Source organism: Klebsiella sp. CN_Kp088 (assembly GCF_040064335.1).
GTDB classification, from domain to species: Bacteria; Pseudomonadota; Gammaproteobacteria; order Enterobacterales; family Enterobacteriaceae; genus Klebsiella; species Klebsiella aerogenes.
Map to the genome: position 1 here is coordinate 1 of NZ_JBEAIQ010000028.1, position 14777 is coordinate 14777.

The 14777-nt window shown below is 49.8% G+C and carries 12 protein-coding genes; 8 read left to right on the forward strand and 4 right to left on the reverse strand.

Annotated features, from left to right (window positions below):
• Nucleotides 1-214: 214 nt before the first annotated feature.
• Both purU and ABLV08_RS17500 read right to left on the reverse strand, forming a co-directional pair.
• Nucleotides 215-1057, reverse strand: coding sequence for a formyltetrahydrofolate deformylase (gene purU / locus ABLV08_RS17495; protein WP_015705100.1), 843 nt, complete (start codon nucleotides 1055-1057; stop codon nucleotides 215-217).
• A gap of 44 nt (nucleotides 1058-1101) precedes the next feature.
• Complete coding sequence (locus ABLV08_RS17500) at nucleotides 1102-1560, reverse strand: YchJ family protein (protein ID WP_026612345.1); 459 nt, start codon at nucleotides 1558-1560, stop codon at nucleotides 1102-1104.
• A 110-nt stretch (nucleotides 1561-1670) separates the two neighbouring features.
• Here ABLV08_RS17500 and rssA point away from each other — a divergent pair, with 110 nt between their 5' ends.
• From rssA to galU, 3 genes are all read left to right on the forward strand, one after another.
• Nucleotides 1671-2570, forward strand: a complete 900-nt coding sequence (rssA, locus tag ABLV08_RS17505; protein ID WP_015367078.1) for a patatin-like phospholipase RssA — start codon at nucleotides 1671-1673, stop codon at nucleotides 2568-2570.
• An 89-nt stretch (nucleotides 2571-2659) separates the two neighbouring features.
• Complete coding sequence (gene rssB, locus ABLV08_RS17510) at nucleotides 2660-3673, forward strand: two-component system response regulator RssB (RefSeq protein ID WP_015367077.1); 1014 nt, start codon at nucleotides 2660-2662, stop codon at nucleotides 3671-3673.
• A 198-nt stretch (nucleotides 3674-3871) separates the two neighbouring features.
• Nucleotides 3872-4774 carry a UTP--glucose-1-phosphate uridylyltransferase GalU gene (gene galU, locus ABLV08_RS17515; protein WP_048228664.1) on the forward strand — a complete coding sequence of 301 codons (903 nt, stop codon included), beginning with the start codon at nucleotides 3872-3874 and terminating at the stop codon, nucleotides 4772-4774.
• Nucleotides 4775-4899: 125 nt separating this feature from the next.
• On the opposite strand, the gene hns is transcribed toward galU, so the two are convergent.
• Nucleotides 4900-5307 (reverse strand): histone-like nucleoid-structuring protein H-NS, encoded by a 408-nt coding sequence (hns, locus tag ABLV08_RS17520; RefSeq protein WP_004103116.1) that lies wholly within the window; start codon nucleotides 5305-5307, stop codon nucleotides 4900-4902.
• Nucleotides 5308-5856: 549 nt separating this feature from the next.
• Between hns and tdk the strand changes: the two genes are divergently transcribed.
• The gene (tdk, locus tag ABLV08_RS17525; protein ID WP_015705104.1) at nucleotides 5857-6477 is read left to right on the forward strand and encodes a thymidine kinase; all 621 of its coding nucleotides are present in this window, start codon (nucleotides 5857-5859) and stop codon (nucleotides 6475-6477) included.
• A gap of 183 nt (nucleotides 6478-6660) precedes the next feature.
• Here tdk and adhE read toward each other — a convergent pair whose 3' ends face one another.
• Nucleotides 6661-9339 carry a bifunctional acetaldehyde-CoA/alcohol dehydrogenase gene (gene adhE / locus ABLV08_RS17530; RefSeq protein ID WP_015705105.1) on the reverse strand — a complete coding sequence of 893 codons (2679 nt, stop codon included), beginning with the start codon at nucleotides 9337-9339 and terminating at the stop codon, nucleotides 6661-6663.
• A gap of 478 nt (nucleotides 9340-9817) precedes the next feature.
• On the opposite strand from adhE, the gene ABLV08_RS17535 reads away from it, so the two are divergent.
• The 4 genes from ABLV08_RS17535 to oppC all read left to right on the forward strand — a co-directional run bounded on the left by ABLV08_RS17535 (nucleotide 9818) and on the right by oppC (nucleotide 14775).
• Nucleotides 9818-10465: a YchE family NAAT transporter gene (locus ABLV08_RS17535; RefSeq protein WP_015367071.1), complete on the forward strand. Its 648-nt coding sequence runs from the start codon at nucleotides 9818-9820 to the stop codon at nucleotides 10463-10465.
• Between the two features lie 750 nt (nucleotides 10466-11215).
• Nucleotides 11216-12847, forward strand: a complete 1632-nt coding sequence (oppA, locus tag ABLV08_RS17540; protein ID WP_015367070.1) for an oligopeptide ABC transporter substrate-binding protein OppA — start codon at nucleotides 11216-11218, stop codon at nucleotides 12845-12847.
• 84 nt (nucleotides 12848-12931) lie between these two features.
• Entirely contained in the window at nucleotides 12932-13852 is a 921-nt protein-coding gene (gene oppB / locus ABLV08_RS17545; RefSeq protein ID WP_015367069.1) for an oligopeptide ABC transporter permease OppB, read from the forward strand.
• Nucleotides 13853-13866: 14 nt separating this feature from the next.
• Nucleotides 13867-14775, forward strand: a complete 909-nt coding sequence (gene oppC, locus ABLV08_RS17550) for an oligopeptide ABC transporter permease OppC (RefSeq protein WP_015367068.1) — start codon at nucleotides 13867-13869, stop codon at nucleotides 14773-14775.
• The last annotated feature ends 2 nt before the right edge of the window (nucleotides 14776-14777 follow it).

A 14777-nucleotide genomic window follows, 5' to 3' on the forward strand; every position in this document is an offset into this window, starting at 1 on the left:
AGTCGATGACGGCAGATTTACAGTCTGCTCCCTTTGGCCGCTCGGGAACCCCACCACGGGGTAATGCTTTGTACTGGCCTGCTCCCTTCTCGGGAAGCGGGGCGCATCATACCAAATGACGCGCCCCTGTAAAGCATTCCTTTGACAAAATTAAACTGGTTGCCTGATTTTTACGCGTAACGCCGCAAAGCTAACCAATTCATTTCGCTGTCGATTAAAGAATAATCGTCCGATTACCGTAAACAAAGACGCGTTGCGCCAGCACCTGATACAGCGCACGGCTTAAGACGTTTTTTTCCACGTCGCGGCCCGCGCGCATCATATCTTCGGCGGTATAGGTATGATCGACATGAATCACGTCCTGCATGATGATTGGGCCTTCATCCAGATTATCATTCACGTAGTGGGCGGTGGCGCCAATGATCTTCACGCCGCGCTCATAGGCCTGATGATACGGACGCGCGCCGATAAACGCGGGCAGGAATGAATGGTGGATATTAATGATTTTATTCGGGAAGCGGGCGACAAACTCCGGGGTAAGCACGCGCATGTATTTTGCCAGTACCACGTAATCCGGATCGTGGGCGGCTATCGCATCACCCATCCGCTGGTCGTGCTCTTCGCGGCTCAATCCTTCATGGCTCACCAGCTCAAAAGGAATATCAAAACGTTCTACCAGCGTGCGCAGCGTTTCATGGTTGCCGATAACCGCGGCGATGTCGACATCCAGACCGCCATAGTTGGCTTTCATCAGCAGATCGCCGAGACAGTGAGCTTCTTTGGTGACCAGAATCACCACCCGGCGACGGCCCGCGGGATTGAGTTCACGGATTGAGCCTTCCGGCAGCGCGCTATCGAGGTCGGCGAGCAGGGTGGCGTCATTAAAGATGCCTTCGAGCTCGGTACGCATAAAGAAGCGGCCGGTACGATGATCGACAAACTCATTGTTCTGTACAATGTTCAGCTCGTGTTTGTAACAAATATTCGTGATACGCGCGATGAGGCCTTTCTGATCAGGGCAAATGGTGCGTAGTACTTTACGTTGTAATGAATGCATCGCGGGGAAAATCCTGTTGTGTTTGCAATTGCTGATGCCGGGCCTTACTGGCCGCAGCATTTTTTAAATTTTTTACCTGAGCCGCAAGGGCAGGGGTCATTACGACCAATTAATGGTCGGGTGCCGTCAATATAGTACCACTGTCCGTTTTCTTTTAAGAATCTGGAACGTTCAATAATCGCGCCGGGACGGTTATCTTCAGTAAAGCGTGCGATAAAGCTGACAAAGCCTTCATCGGAACTACGGCCGTTATCGGTTGCGAAAACGGTTAAACCAAGCCACTGCGTATTGGCAAAGCCTTTTTCGATATCGGCGCGAAAGCGTGGCGCCTCACAGTGTGGATGCCAGGTTTTGATTAAATAATCGACATCTTTCATCACGAATGCGCTATAGCGGGAACGCATCAGCTGTGACGGGCTCGGCGCAAGCTGACCGCCAGTCAGATATCGCTGGCAACATGAGCTATACTCCAGAGCGCTGCCACAGGGGCATAATTGCGACAAAATCGCCTCCATGGAAAAGAATGACGGCGCCAGAGCGCCAAAGTGCATTATGTTAACTGAGCGATGGCGCTGATGTCATGCTCGGAGTGGAAGGATATGTATCTGTACTAATGAGAAAGCTAAAGATTGGTTTAGCGCTAGGGGCTGGCGCCGCGCGCGGTTGGTCGCATATCGGCGTGATCAAAGCGCTGCATCGGGCGGGAGTTGATGTCGATGTGGTAGCGGGATGTTCGATTGGTGCCTTAGTCGGTGCGGCCTACGCCTGCAATCGCCTCCCTGCGCTGGAAAAGTGGGTTAGCTCCTTTAGCAACTGGGACGTGCTGCGATTGATGGATCTCTCCTGGCGGCGCGGCGGACTGTTACGCGGCGAGCGGGTGTTCAATCAATACCGGCAAATTATGCCCGTCGCGCAAATTGAAGCGTGCGAACGCCGTTTTGCCGCCGTGGCGACTAATCTGAGTACCGGGCGCGAATTATGGTTTACGGAAGGCGATCTGCACATGGCGGTCCGCGCTTCTTGTAGTATGCCTGGCCTGATGTCGCCGGTGATGCATAACGGCTACTGGCTGGTGGATGGCGCGGTGGTTAATCCGGTCCCGGTCTCACTGACGCGAGCTTTGGGGGCGGATATTGTGATTGCCGTCGATCTCCAGCATGACGCCCATCTTATGCAACAGGATTTATTATCAATAGAGTCGCCTCGTCCGGAGCCGATAGAGGAGCTCAGTTGGCATTCCCGTCTGCGATCCCGGTTGGGGAGAATGAGCTCTCGCCGTGCGACAATAACCCCCACGGCGATGGAGATTATGTCAACCTCGATACAGGTGCTGGAAAATCGCCTTAAACGTAATCGTATGGCAGGCGATCCGCCGGATATCCTGCTCCAGCCGTTTTGTCCGCAAATCTCCACTCTCGATTTTCATCGTGCTGGCGAAGCGATGGCCGCAGGACAGCTGGCCGTTGAGAAAAAAATGGATGAATTATTACCCTTGGTGCGCACTTCCGCGTAGCGCACTTGTCCAACACTTAAGTAAATTCTGACAGGCGATAGCGTGAATAGCGTGCCACTATTTAATTATCGTCAGCCAGGGGAGAGAACATGACGCAGCCATTGGCGGGAAAACAGATTCTGATAGTTGAAGACGAACCCGTTTTCCGCTCTCTCCTTGATAGCTGGCTAACTTCCCTGGGGGCGACTACCCGCCAGGCGGAAGACGGCATTGAAGCGCTACAGCAAATCGCGATTTCGAAACCGGATCTGATGATTTGCGATATCTCGATGCCGAGGATGAACGGCCTTGAACTGGTTGAGCAGGTTCGCAACCAGGGTGAACAGCTCCCGATTCTGATGATTTCAGCAACCGAAAACATGGCGGATATTGCTAAAGCATTACGTCTTGGCGTGCAGGATGTCTTACTGAAGCCGGTAAAAGATTTTAATCGCCTGCGTGAAACGGTGTATGCATGTCTCTACCCGACAATGTTTAGTTCACGAGTTGAAGAGGAAGAGAGATTATTTGAAGACTGGGACGCGTTAGTTAGCGATCCCCTGGCGGCGTCAAGGTTATTACAGGAACTTCAGCCGCCGGTGCAGCAGGAGATTTCCCATTGTCGTATCAATTATCGTCAGCTTATCTCAGCGGATAAGCCGGGGTTGGTGCTGGATATTGCGCCGTTATCAGAAAACGATCTGGCGTTTTATTGCCTGGATGTCACCCGCGCTGGCGATAATGGCGTTCTGGCGGCATTATTATTACGCGCTTTGTTTAATGGTTTGCTGCAAGAACAACTTGCTCATCAGGGACAGCGCCTGCCGGAAATGGGCGCATTGTTAAAACAAGTTAACCAATTACTCCGCCAGGCCAATTTACCGGGTCAATTCCCATTGCTGGTTGGTTATTATCACAGCGGATTAAAAAATTTGATTCTGGTTTCTGCCGGTCTTAACGGTACGTTGAATACCGGAGAGCATAAAATTCAAATTAGTAACGGCGTTCCATTAGGAACGTTGGGCAACGCATACCTCAACCAAATTAGTCAGCGCTGCGCATCCTGGCAGTGCCAAATTTGGGGAGCAGGGGGACGTTTACGCTTGATGTTGTCTGCAGATTGAACAATTCGCTCTATTTTTAGTAGGTGGGATTACCGGGCCTACATTTCCGGTGGTACTATCACTGCGTTTTATGCGTAAAAGTCCTAATTCGAGGGTATCCATACCTTTTCAGACCAGGTTTAACTGATCAGACTGATATACTCGATGCGTTATTTATTGACGATTAAGTTCAAAAAACGAACAGTCCAGGAGATTTCAATGGCTGCCCTTAATTCTAAAGTAAGAAAAGCTGTTATCCCGGTAGCGGGATTAGGCACCAGGATGCTACCCGCCACCAAGGCTATTCCGAAAGAAATGCTGCCACTGGTAGATAAACCATTAATCCAATATGTTGTTAACGAATGTATCGCCGCTGGGATTACTGAAATTGTTCTGGTGACACACTCTTCGAAAAATTCTATTGAAAACCATTTCGATACCAGCTTCGAACTCGAAGCGATGCTGGAAAAACGTGTAAAACGTCAGCTTCTGGAAGAAGTTCAGTCTATCTGTCCGCCGCACGTCACCATTATGCAGGTACGTCAGGGGCTGGCTAAAGGTCTGGGTCACGCGGTGCTGTGCGCGCATCCGGTTGTCGGCGATGAGCCGGTTGCGGTTATTCTGCCCGACGTGATTCTGGACGAATATGAGTCCGATCTGACCCGTGATAACCTGGCGGAGATGATTGTTCGCTTTGACGAAACGGGCGCCAGCCAGATCATGGTTGAGCCGGTTGAAGACGTCACCGCTTATGGTGTTGTTGACTGCAAAGGCGAAAGCCTGCAGCCTGGCGAAAGCGTGCCGATGGTTGGCGTTGTTGAGAAACCAAAAGCAGACGTCGCGCCGTCTAATCTGGCGGTAGTCGGTCGTTATGTGCTGAGCGCCGATATTTGGCCGCTGCTGGCGAAAACCCCTCCGGGAGCCGGTGATGAAATTCAGCTGACAGATGCTATCGATATGCTGATCGAGAAAGAAACCGTAGAAGCTTACCACATGAAAGGCAAAAGCCATGACTGCGGTAATAAGCTCGGCTATATGCAGGCCTTCGTAGAATATGGCGTTCGCCATAAAACTCTGGGCGAAGACTTTAAAGCCTGGCTTGCGCAAGTGGTCGCGAAGTAATATTCGCCACCCGAAAAACCGGTTCGCCTGATAGCGAACCGGTTTTTTTATGCCTGATACTTTCAGCGTGTAACGATAAAAAAAATCCCGCCGAAGCGGGATTTTTATATCAAGCGTAAAGCGAATTAGAGCAGGAAATCGTCCAGTGTTTTACCTTGCTCGTCCATTGCTTTCTTGATGACTGCCGGAGTACGACCCTGGCCAGTCCAGGTTTTAGTTTCGCCGTTTTCATCAACGTAGCTGTATTTTGCCGGACGTGCAGCACGTTTAGTTTTGGTGCCAGCTTTAACTGCTGCCATAGTGCTCAGCAGTTCATTCGGATCAATACCGTCAGCGATCAGCATTTCGCGGTACTGTTGCAGTTTACGAGTGCGCTCTTCAATTTCAGCAGCAGCGGCGCTTTCTTCTTCACGACGTTCGTTAACGACAACTTCTAATTTTTCCAGCATCTCTTCAAGCGTTTCAAGGGTGCATTCTCTTGCCTGCGCACGAAGAGTACGGATGTTGTTCAAAATTTTAAGTGCTTCGCTCATTGTAGTAATCTCAAACTTATATTGTGGGGTGGTTTGTTGAACTAATAATAGAGCGATAAAATCAGATGTGCAATAGGGGAGAATGTAAGGAATTCAAAATTACTTGTTATTTGTCTGGTTGATTAAATAATTTAAGTTAAATTTTCGCGCGACTTCACATCTTCTCGCTTATAGCTTAAGCATACGCACTGACGCTAAAACCATGAGTCAGGATGATTTTCCTGCGTTTCGAGAGTAAATTTATACTTCACGTGGATAAATATCACACTTCAGTTTTAGCGCATTAGTTATGGTGATGTTTAATATAAATTGGCGACCAAAACCCATTATAGTTGTCTGGAGAATGGCGGTTTAAGCACAAAACGACAATGATTTGTATCTGCTACCGTGGTGACGGTGATGTCTGAACGCTATTCCTTCGCTGGCCGTTTCATTTGTTGTAAAGCATTGTCATTAAACCAGCAGCAATACCGCCGTGAAAGCACGGTAGGCTCAGTAATATATGATACAATTGCGCGGTAAAACACATTGATTGGGGTTACGCAGCCGATGGCACAACTTTATTTTTACTATTCTGCAATGAATGCAGGTAAGTCTACTGCGCTGTTGCAGTCGTCGTACAATTACCAGGAACGAGGGATGCGTACCGTCGTTTATACCGCTGAAATTGACGACCGTTTTGGTTCTGGCAAAGTGAGCTCACGAATCGGGCTTTCTTCACCAGCGCGGCTGTATAATCCTCAGACATCGTTATATGCCGATATAGCGTCAGAACATGCCCGCCAGCCCATCCATTGCGTACTGGTGGACGAAAGCCAGTTCCTGACCCGCGAACAGGTTCATGAGCTCTCAGAAGTCGTGGATGAGCTGGATATCCCTGTATTGTGCTACGGCTTGCGTACAGACTTCCGCGGTGAGTTATTCAGCGGTAGCCAGTATTTGTTAGCATGGTCGGATAAACTGGTTGAGTTAAAAACGATTTGCTTCTGTGGCCGTAAGGCAAGCATGGTGTTACGCCTTGATCAGGAAGGGCGGCCATACAATGAAGGAGAACAGGTAGTGATTGGCGGTAATGAGCGGTACGTTTCCGTATGCCGTAAGCATTATAAAGAGGCGTTAAGCACCGGTTCATTAACTCAGGTGCAAAGTAAGCTGCGCCACGGCGAATAATGCTGTAATTTCATTACCTTCAGGCGTCTAAATGGCGCCTGTTGTCTTTTATGGAATCGGTTCCTTTATTCCGACTTCACCAGATTCATTGCATTCAATACTCCTGGATGAAACTCTAATAAAGTACGAATATAAAAAAAGCCCCATCAATAGATGGGGCTTCGTTCATTTCAATTCTGCGAATTAAGCGGATTTTTTCGCTTTTTTCTCAGCTTTGGCCGGAGCCGCTTCTTTTTTCACAGCCGCCGCTTCACCTTCTACAAAGTCACGACCGTAGTAGGTATCCAGCAGAATCTGTTTCAGCTCGGCGATCAGCGGGTAGCGCGGGTTAGCGCCGGTGCACTGGTCATCGAAGGCGTCTTCAGACAGCTTATCAACGTGAGCCAGGAAATCAGCTTCCTGAACGCCGGCTTCGCGAATAGATTTCGGAATACCCAGTTCAGCTTTGAGGCTTTCCAGCCATGCCAGCAGTTTCTCGATTTTCGCCGCAGTGCGGTCGCCCGGAGCGCTCAGGCCCAGGTGGTCTGCGATCTCAGCGTAGCGACGGCGCGCCTGCGGACGGTCATACTGGCTGAATGCGGTCTGCTTGGTCGGGTTGTCATTCGCGTTATAGCGGATAACGTTGCTGATCAGCAGGGCGTTTGCCAGACCGTGAGGAATGTGGAACTGCGAGCCCAGTTTGTGCGCCATTGAGTGGCACACGCCGAGGAAGGCGTTAGCAAACGCGATACCGGCGATAGTGGCGGCGCTGTGCACACGTTCGCGGGCTACCGGGTTCTTAGAACCTTCATGGTAAGAGGCCGGCAGATACTCTTTCAGCAGTTTCAGCGCCTGCAGAGCCTGACCATCGGAGAACTCAGAAGCCAGTACGGAGACGTAAGCTTCCAGAGCGTGAGTCACGGCATCCAGACCACCGAAGGCACAGAGAGACTTCGGCATATCCATGACCAGGTTGGCATCGACAATCGCCATATCCGGAGTCAGAGCGTAGTCAGCCAGCGGATATTTCTGTCCAGTTGCATCGTCGGTTACTACGGCGAACGGGGTAACTTCAGAACCGGTACCGGAGGTGGTGGTAATGGCAACCATCTTGGCTTTGACGCCCATTTTCGGGAACTTGTAGATACGTTTACGGATATCCATAAAGCGCAGCGCCAGTTCTTCGAAGTGGGTTTCCGGGTGCTCGTACATGACCCACATGATTTTTGCCGCATCCATCGGGGAACCGCCGCCCAGGGCGATGATTACGTCTGGTTTGAAGGAGTTGGCCAGATCCGCGCCTTTACGCACGATAGTCAGCGTTGGGTCAGCTTCAACTTCAAAGAACACTTCGGTTTCTACGCCAGCCGCTTTCAGTACGGAAGTGATCTGGTCCGCGTAACCGTTGTTGAACAGGAAGCGGTCAGTCACAATCAGCGCGCGTTTGTGACCATCAGTAATCACTTCATCCAGTGCGATTGGCAGTGAGCCACGACGGAAGTAGATAGATTTCGGAAGTTTATGCCACAACATGTTTTCAGCTCGCTTAGCAACGGTTTTCTTGTTGATCAGGTGTTTCGGACCAACGTTTTCAGAGATGGAGTTACCACCCCAGGAACCACAACCCAGAGTCAGGGAAGGTGCGAGCTTGAAGTTATACAGGTCGCCGATACCACCCTGGGAAGCCGGGGTGTTGATCAGGATACGCGCGGTTTTCATCATCTGGCCGAAGTAGGCCACGCGAGCCGGCTGGTTGTCCTGGTCGGTGTACAGGCAAGAGGTGTGACCGATACCGCCCATGGCGACCAGTTTTTCTGCTTTATTGACCGCGTCTTCGAAATCTTTCGCACGGTACATTGCCAGCGTCGGAGACAGTTTTTCGTGAGCGAACGGTTCGCTTTCGTCAACGTCGGTAACTTCGCCGATCAGAATCTTAGTGGTGGCTGGCACGGTGAAGCCTGCCAGTTCAGCGATTTTTGCCGCTGGTTGACCAACGATCGCCGCATTCAGCGCGCCATTTTTCAGGATGATGTCCTGAACGGCTTTCAGCTCTTTACCCTGCAGCAGGTAGCCGCCATGGCTGGCAAAACGCTCGCGGACGGCGTCGTAGACGGAGTCGACAACCACCACGGATTGTTCAGAAGCACAGATAACGCCGTTATCGAAGGTTTTTGACATCAGTACGGACGCCACAGCGCGTTTGATATCAGCCGTTTCATCAATAACAACCGGCGTGTTGCCCGCGCCAACGCCGATAGCTGGTTTACCGGAGCTATAAGCGGCCTTAACCATACCTGGGCCGCCGGTGGCGAGGATCAGGTTGATGTCAGGATGATGCATCAGTGCGTTAGACAGTTCTACGGAAGGCTGGTCGATCCAACCGATCAGATCTTTCGGCGCGCCTGCGGCAATAGCTGCCTGCAATACGATGTCCGCCGCTTTGTTAGTCGCGTCTTTAGCACGCGGGTGCGGAGAGAAGATGATGGCGTTACGCGTCTTCAGGCTGATCAGCGATTTGAAGATAGCAGTAGAAGTCGGGTTGGTAGTCGGGACGATACCGCAAATAATACCGATTGGCTCAGCAATGGTGATGGTACCGAAAGTGTCGTCTTCAGACAGGACGCCACAGGTCTTTTCATCTTTATAGGCGTTGTAGATATATTCGGAAGCGAAGTGGTTTTTGATCACTTTATCTTCAATAATACCCATGCCGGATTCGGCAACAGCCATTTTAGCGAGAGGGATTCGAGCATCTGCAGCGGCCAGAGCGGCGGCACGGAAGATCTTATCAACTTGTTCTTGAGTGAAACTGGCATATTCACGCTGGGCTTTTTTTACGCGCTCTACAAGTGCGTTAAGTTCAGCGACATTAGTAACAGCCATAATGCTCTCCTGATAATGTTAAACTTTTTTAGTAAAACAGTAGCTCGATTCGACATTATAGACAGGCTGTTAACAGCTTGCATGTAAATGTTAACGTAAAGATTTCTAACGCTTTGAACCCACTGATTTACTAAAAAAGCTTTGTCTCACTACGCACTCAGGTACTTCGGCCTTTCACTCTGTTGATGTAGCCAAGATTACTCACTTCTGAGTATTAATTACGTGATTTGGATCAATATTTGGCGATGCTGATACCTTTCAGCAGGTCAATAATTAACCAATCAAGTCAAGGTTAATGATAAGATATGCATATTTAATGAATAAAGTGCATGCGCGAAACAAATATATAACAAATAAAATCAATAAACCCCGGCTGCATATTTGAGATGAATTGTGGCGATGAAAAGGGTATCTTCTGCGCAATTATTTTGTACCGATACTGTCAACAGCCTTTTTTAATGGTGCTGCGGAGTTCACTGTGACCCTACCGTTGTTTGATTTCGCTATTTATTTTAAATTTTTTATCGGCCTGTTCGCGCTGGTCAATCCGGTTGGCATCATTCCGGTTTTCATTAGTATGACCAGTTACCAGACGGCGCTGGTACGTAATAAGACGAATCTGACGGCTAACCTGTCGGTGGGTATCATCCTGCTTACCTCGCTCTTTCTTGGCGATGGCATCTTACAAATTTTCGGCATCTCAATTGATTCCTTCCGTATTGCCGGCGGGATCCTGGTGGTGACGATCGCCATGTCGATGATCAGCGGCAAACTCGGCGAAGATAAACAAAATAAACAAGAGAAGTCGGAGACGGCCATTCGTGAAAGCATTGGTGTCGTACCGTTGGCATTACCTTTAATGGCGGGGCCGGGGGCAATTAGTTCCACGATCGTGTGGGGCACGCGTTATCACTCGATTGCCCATCTGATTGGTTTTTCAATCGCTATTGCGTTGTTTGCCGCCTGTTGTTGGGGAATTTTCCGCATGGCGCCATGGTTAGTCAGATTGCTGGGGCAGACCGGTATTAACGTCATTACACGTATCATGGGTCTGTTACTGATGGCTTTAGGCATCGAGTTTATTGTTACCGGGATTAAAGCGTTGTTTCCTGGATTGACAGCATAGCCGGTGTATCAGGCGCGGGGTTGGGCCTCGCGTTTGAAAGATTATTAGCAAAAGTTATTCCTGGTACTAATAACAAAGACAAGCGATAACTTTTGCTAATGATAATTTAATTTTATATTTATCATATGGTTAGTTGATTTTATTCTATCTCGCCGTACTGTCTTTCTCCTGTCGTCACTGTTATTTTCATCACACCATTCTCTGGCGCTTGCTGTCGGATCATTGAAATGATATTAGTAATTTCATTGAGACAGCAGATTAATGTGCTAAAAAATAGACAACTGTTAAATTTTTGTACAAAAAAGCAACTTCGCGCGCAGCGCCGGGCCGCAAAACGACAGGGTGGTCCTATCTTGCTGATTAAAAACAATGTTTTTTCTTTTTTGGCGTTATAAGTCTTACGATAAGCACGGTAAAAAAAACAATAAAAGAGAATCCGGTAACATATTTGCAAATTGCATTGGCGGACAAGAAATCGTTTTGGTACTTTCCGGCCTGATCGCTAACTAACTAATATGCACAAATGAGAATTATTATTAAATGACTCGTTGTGCCGACATTCCCCTCTGGACAAGGGGTAAAGAATCGACGTCAAGGCTGCCGTTTGAGCGGTCGTAATAAATAAGTCGGTGATAGCAAGCAGTAAAATCTGACAGCGGCAAAGACTCCTGCACTGTACAGAATCCCTATAAGGGAAAAATAACAGGCTGGTTAAATAACCAGTAATTATAATGAGTGGAGTAACAACACATGACCATCATCACTAAAAAAAGTCTGGTAGCGGCGGGAATTTTATCTGCGCTCATCACCGCAAATGTTGCTATGGCAGCGGATGTTCCTGCCGGGGTGCAACTGGCGGATAAACAAACGCTGGTGCGTAATAACGGGGCAGAGGTGCAATCTCTGGATCCGCATAAAATTGAAGGTGTACCGGAGTCCAACGTTAACCGCGATCTGTTTGAAGGGTTAGTGATTGGCGATCTTAACGGCCATCCTGTTCCGGGCGTTGCCGAATCGTGGGATAACAAAGATTTTAAAGTCTGGACTTTCCATATTCGCAAAGATGCCAAATGGTCTGATGGTTCGCCGGTTACCGCGCAAGATTTCGTTTATAGCTGGCAGCGTCTGGCCGACCCGAAAACAGCATCACCGTACGCCAGCTATCTCCAGTACGGCCATGTCGCCAACGTCGATGAGATTATTGCCGGCAAAAAACCAGCAACCGATCTCGGCGTCAAAGCGATCGACGACAAAACCTTTGAAGTCACCCTGAGCGAGCCGGTCCCTTATTTCTATAAACTCCTTGTCCATCCATCCGTTTCCCCAGTACCAAAAGCCGCCATCGAAAAATATGGTGAAAAATGGACTCAGCCGGCGAATATCGTCACCAACGGCGCCTATAAACTAAAAGATTGGGTGGTGAACGAACGTATTGTGCTCGAGCGTAATACGAATTACTGGGACAACGCTAAAACGGTTATTAACCAGGTAACTTACCTGCCAATTTCTTCTGAAGTTACCGATGTGAACCGCTACCGCAGCGGCGAAATCGACATGACCTATAACAACATGCCGATTGAACTGTTCCAGAAGCTGAAAAAAGAGATCCCGAAAGAAGTTCACGTCGATCCTTATCTGTGTACTTATTATTACGAAATCAATAACCAGAAAGCGCCATTTACCGATGTACGCGTCCGTACCGCGCTTAAGCTGGCGCTGGATCGCGATATTATCGTCAATAAAGTGAAAAACCAGGGCGATCTGCCGGCTTACAGTTACACTCCGCCATACACCGACGGCATGAAACTCGTTGAACCCGAGTGGTTCAAATGGTCTCAGGAAAAGCGTAATGAAGAAGCGAAAAAATTACTGGCGGAAGCCGGTTATACCGCTGATAAGCCGCTGACCTTTAACCTGCTGTATAACACTTCCGACCTACATAAAAAACTGGCTATTGCCGTGGCGTCCATCTGGAAGAAAAACCTTGGCGCTAACGTTAAGCTGGAAAATCAGGAGTGGAAAACCTTCCTCGACAGCCGCCATCAAGGCACCTTTGACGTCGCCCGCGCCGGCTGGTGTGCTGATTACAATGAGCCGACATCGTTCCTGAACACCATGCTCAGCGACAGTTCTAACAACACGGCGCATTATAAGAGCCCGGCATTTGATAAGATCATCGGCGATACCCTGCAGGTCACCGATGAAGCGAAACGCGCAGAGCTGTACGCGCAGTCGGAGCAACAGTTGGATAAAGATTCCGCGATTGTTCCGGTTTACTACTATGTGAACGCGCGCCTGGTTAAACCGTGGGTTGGCGGTTATACCGGTAAAGACCCGTTGGATAATATTTACGTGAAGAACCTATATATTATCAAACATTAATGGCAAGACGTGGGGCAGGCAGAGCTTGCCCCACCGTGTCTGAATTCATCGCACTCGATAGGCACAGGCCAGAAGGTACGGGCAATGTTAAAATTCATATTACGTCGCTGTCTGGAAGCGATTCCGACGCTATTCATCCTTATTACTATCTCTTTCTTCATGATGCGCCTCGCGCCGGGCAGTCCTTTTACCGGTGAACGTACGCTGCCGCCGGAAGTCATGGCGAACATTGAAGCGAAATATCATTTAAACGACCCCATCATGACCCAGTACTTCAATTATCTGAAGCAGCTGGCGCACGGTGATTTTGGTCCTTCCTTTAAATATAAAGATTATTCGGTGAACGATCTGGTGGCATCAAGCTTCCCGGTTTCCGCCAAATTGGGCCTTGCCGCCTTTTTATTAGCGGTAATCCTGGGCGTCAGCGCCGGGGTTATTGCCGCGTTAAAACAAAATACCAAATGGGACTACGCGGTGATGGGGGTGGCAATGACCGGCGTCGTCATACCGAGTTTTGTGGTGGCGCCGCTATTGGTGATGATTTTCGCCATCACGTTGCATTGGCTGCCTGGCGGCGGTTGGAACGGCGGGGCGCTGAAATTTATGATCCTGCCGATGGTGGCGTTATCGCTGGCATATATTGCCAGTATCGCCCGTATCACCCGTGGATCGATGATTGAAGTTTTGCACTCCAACTTCATCCGTACCGCACGGGCGAAAGGCCTGCCGATGCGCCGAATTATCTTCCGCCACGCGCTGAAGCCTGCGTTGCTGCCGGTGCTTTCCTATATGGGGCCGGCATTCGTCGGCATTATCACCGGCTCAATGGTTATCGAAACGATTTACGGCCTGCCGGGTATTGGCCAGTTATTCGTCAACGGGGCACTTAACCGCGACTACTCGCTGGTGCTCAGCCTGACGATTCTGGTCGGCGCGCTGACCATTCTGTTTAACGCGATCGTCGACGTACTGTACGCCGTTATCGATCCGAAAATTCGCTACTGAAGCCGGAGTTCGCCATGATGTTAAGTAAGAAAAACAGCGAGGCGCTGGAGCACTTCAGTGAGAAGCTGGAAGTTGAGGGCCGTAGCCTGTGGCAGGATGCGCGTCGTCGCTTTATGCATAACCGCGCGGCGGTGGCAAGCCTGATTGTGCTGGTGATTATTGCACTGTTTGTGACTATCGCTCCAATGCTGTCGCAGTTCTCCTATTTCGATACCGACTGGGGGATGATGTCCAATGCCCCGGATATGGAGTCTGGTCACTATTTTGGTACCGATTCATCCGGTCGCGACCTGCTGGTGCGCGTGGCGATTGGCGGGCGCATATCGCTGATGGTTGGCGTTGCCGCGGCGCTGGTGGCGGTGATCCTCGGTACCCTCTATGGTTCGCTTTCCGGCTATCTCGGCGGCAAAGTGGACTCGGTGATGATGCGTTTACTGGAAATCCTCAACTCCTTCCCGTTTATGTTCTTCGTGATCCTGCTGGTTACCTTCTTTGGCCAGAACATCCTGCTGATCTTTGTGGCGATCGGGATGGTGTCGTGGCTGGATATGGCGCGTATCGTACGCGGCCAGACCCTGAGTCTGAAACGTAAAGAGTTCATTGAAGCCGCGCAGGTCGGCGGGGTCTCTACCGCGAATATCGTTATTCGTCATATCGTGCCGAACGTGCTGGGTGTAGTTGTGGTTTACGCATCACTGTTGGTACCTAGCATGATTCTGTTCGAATCCTTCCTGAGCTTCCTCGGCCTTGGGACCCAGGAGCCGCTAAGCAGTTGGGGCGCATTACTCAGTGATGGCGCCAACTCAATGGAGGTATCGCCGTGGCTGTTGCTGTTCCCTGCCGGGTTCCTGGTGGTAACGCTGTTTTGTTTTAACTTTATCGGCGATGGCCTGCGTGATGCCCTCGACCCGAAAGACCGCTAAGG

What these genes read in the sequence shown, in the direction of transcription:
- rssA (WP_015367078.1), top strand. Translation starts at nt 1,671, where the DNA reads ATGAGAAAGCTAAAGATTGGTTTAGCGCTAGGGGCTGGCGCCGCGCGC.
- rssB (WP_015367077.1), top strand. Translation starts at nt 2,660, where the DNA reads ATGACGCAGCCATTGGCGGGAAAACAGATTCTGATAGTTGAAGACGAA.
- oppC (WP_015367068.1), top strand. Translation starts at nt 13,867, where the DNA reads ATGATGTTAAGTAAGAAAAACAGCGAGGCGCTGGAGCACTTCAGTGAG.
- oppA (WP_015367070.1), top strand. Translation starts at nt 11,216, where the DNA reads ATGACCATCATCACTAAAAAAAGTCTGGTAGCGGCGGGAATTTTATCT.
- adhE (WP_015705105.1), bottom strand. Translation starts at nt 9,339, where the DNA reads ATGGCTGTTACTAATGTCGCTGAACTTAACGCACTTGTAGAGCGCGTA.
- hns (WP_004103116.1), bottom strand. Translation starts at nt 5,307, where the DNA reads ATGAGCGAAGCACTTAAAATTTTGAACAACATCCGTACTCTTCGTGCG.
- galU (WP_048228664.1), top strand. Translation starts at nt 3,872, where the DNA reads ATGGCTGCCCTTAATTCTAAAGTAAGAAAAGCTGTTATCCCGGTAGCG.
- tdk (WP_015705104.1), top strand. Translation starts at nt 5,857, where the DNA reads ATGGCACAACTTTATTTTTACTATTCTGCAATGAATGCAGGTAAGTCT.
- purU (WP_015705100.1), bottom strand. Translation starts at nt 1,057, where the DNA reads ATGCATTCATTACAACGTAAAGTACTACGCACCATTTGCCCTGATCAG.
- oppB (WP_015367069.1), top strand. Translation starts at nt 12,932, where the DNA reads ATGTTAAAATTCATATTACGTCGCTGTCTGGAAGCGATTCCGACGCTA.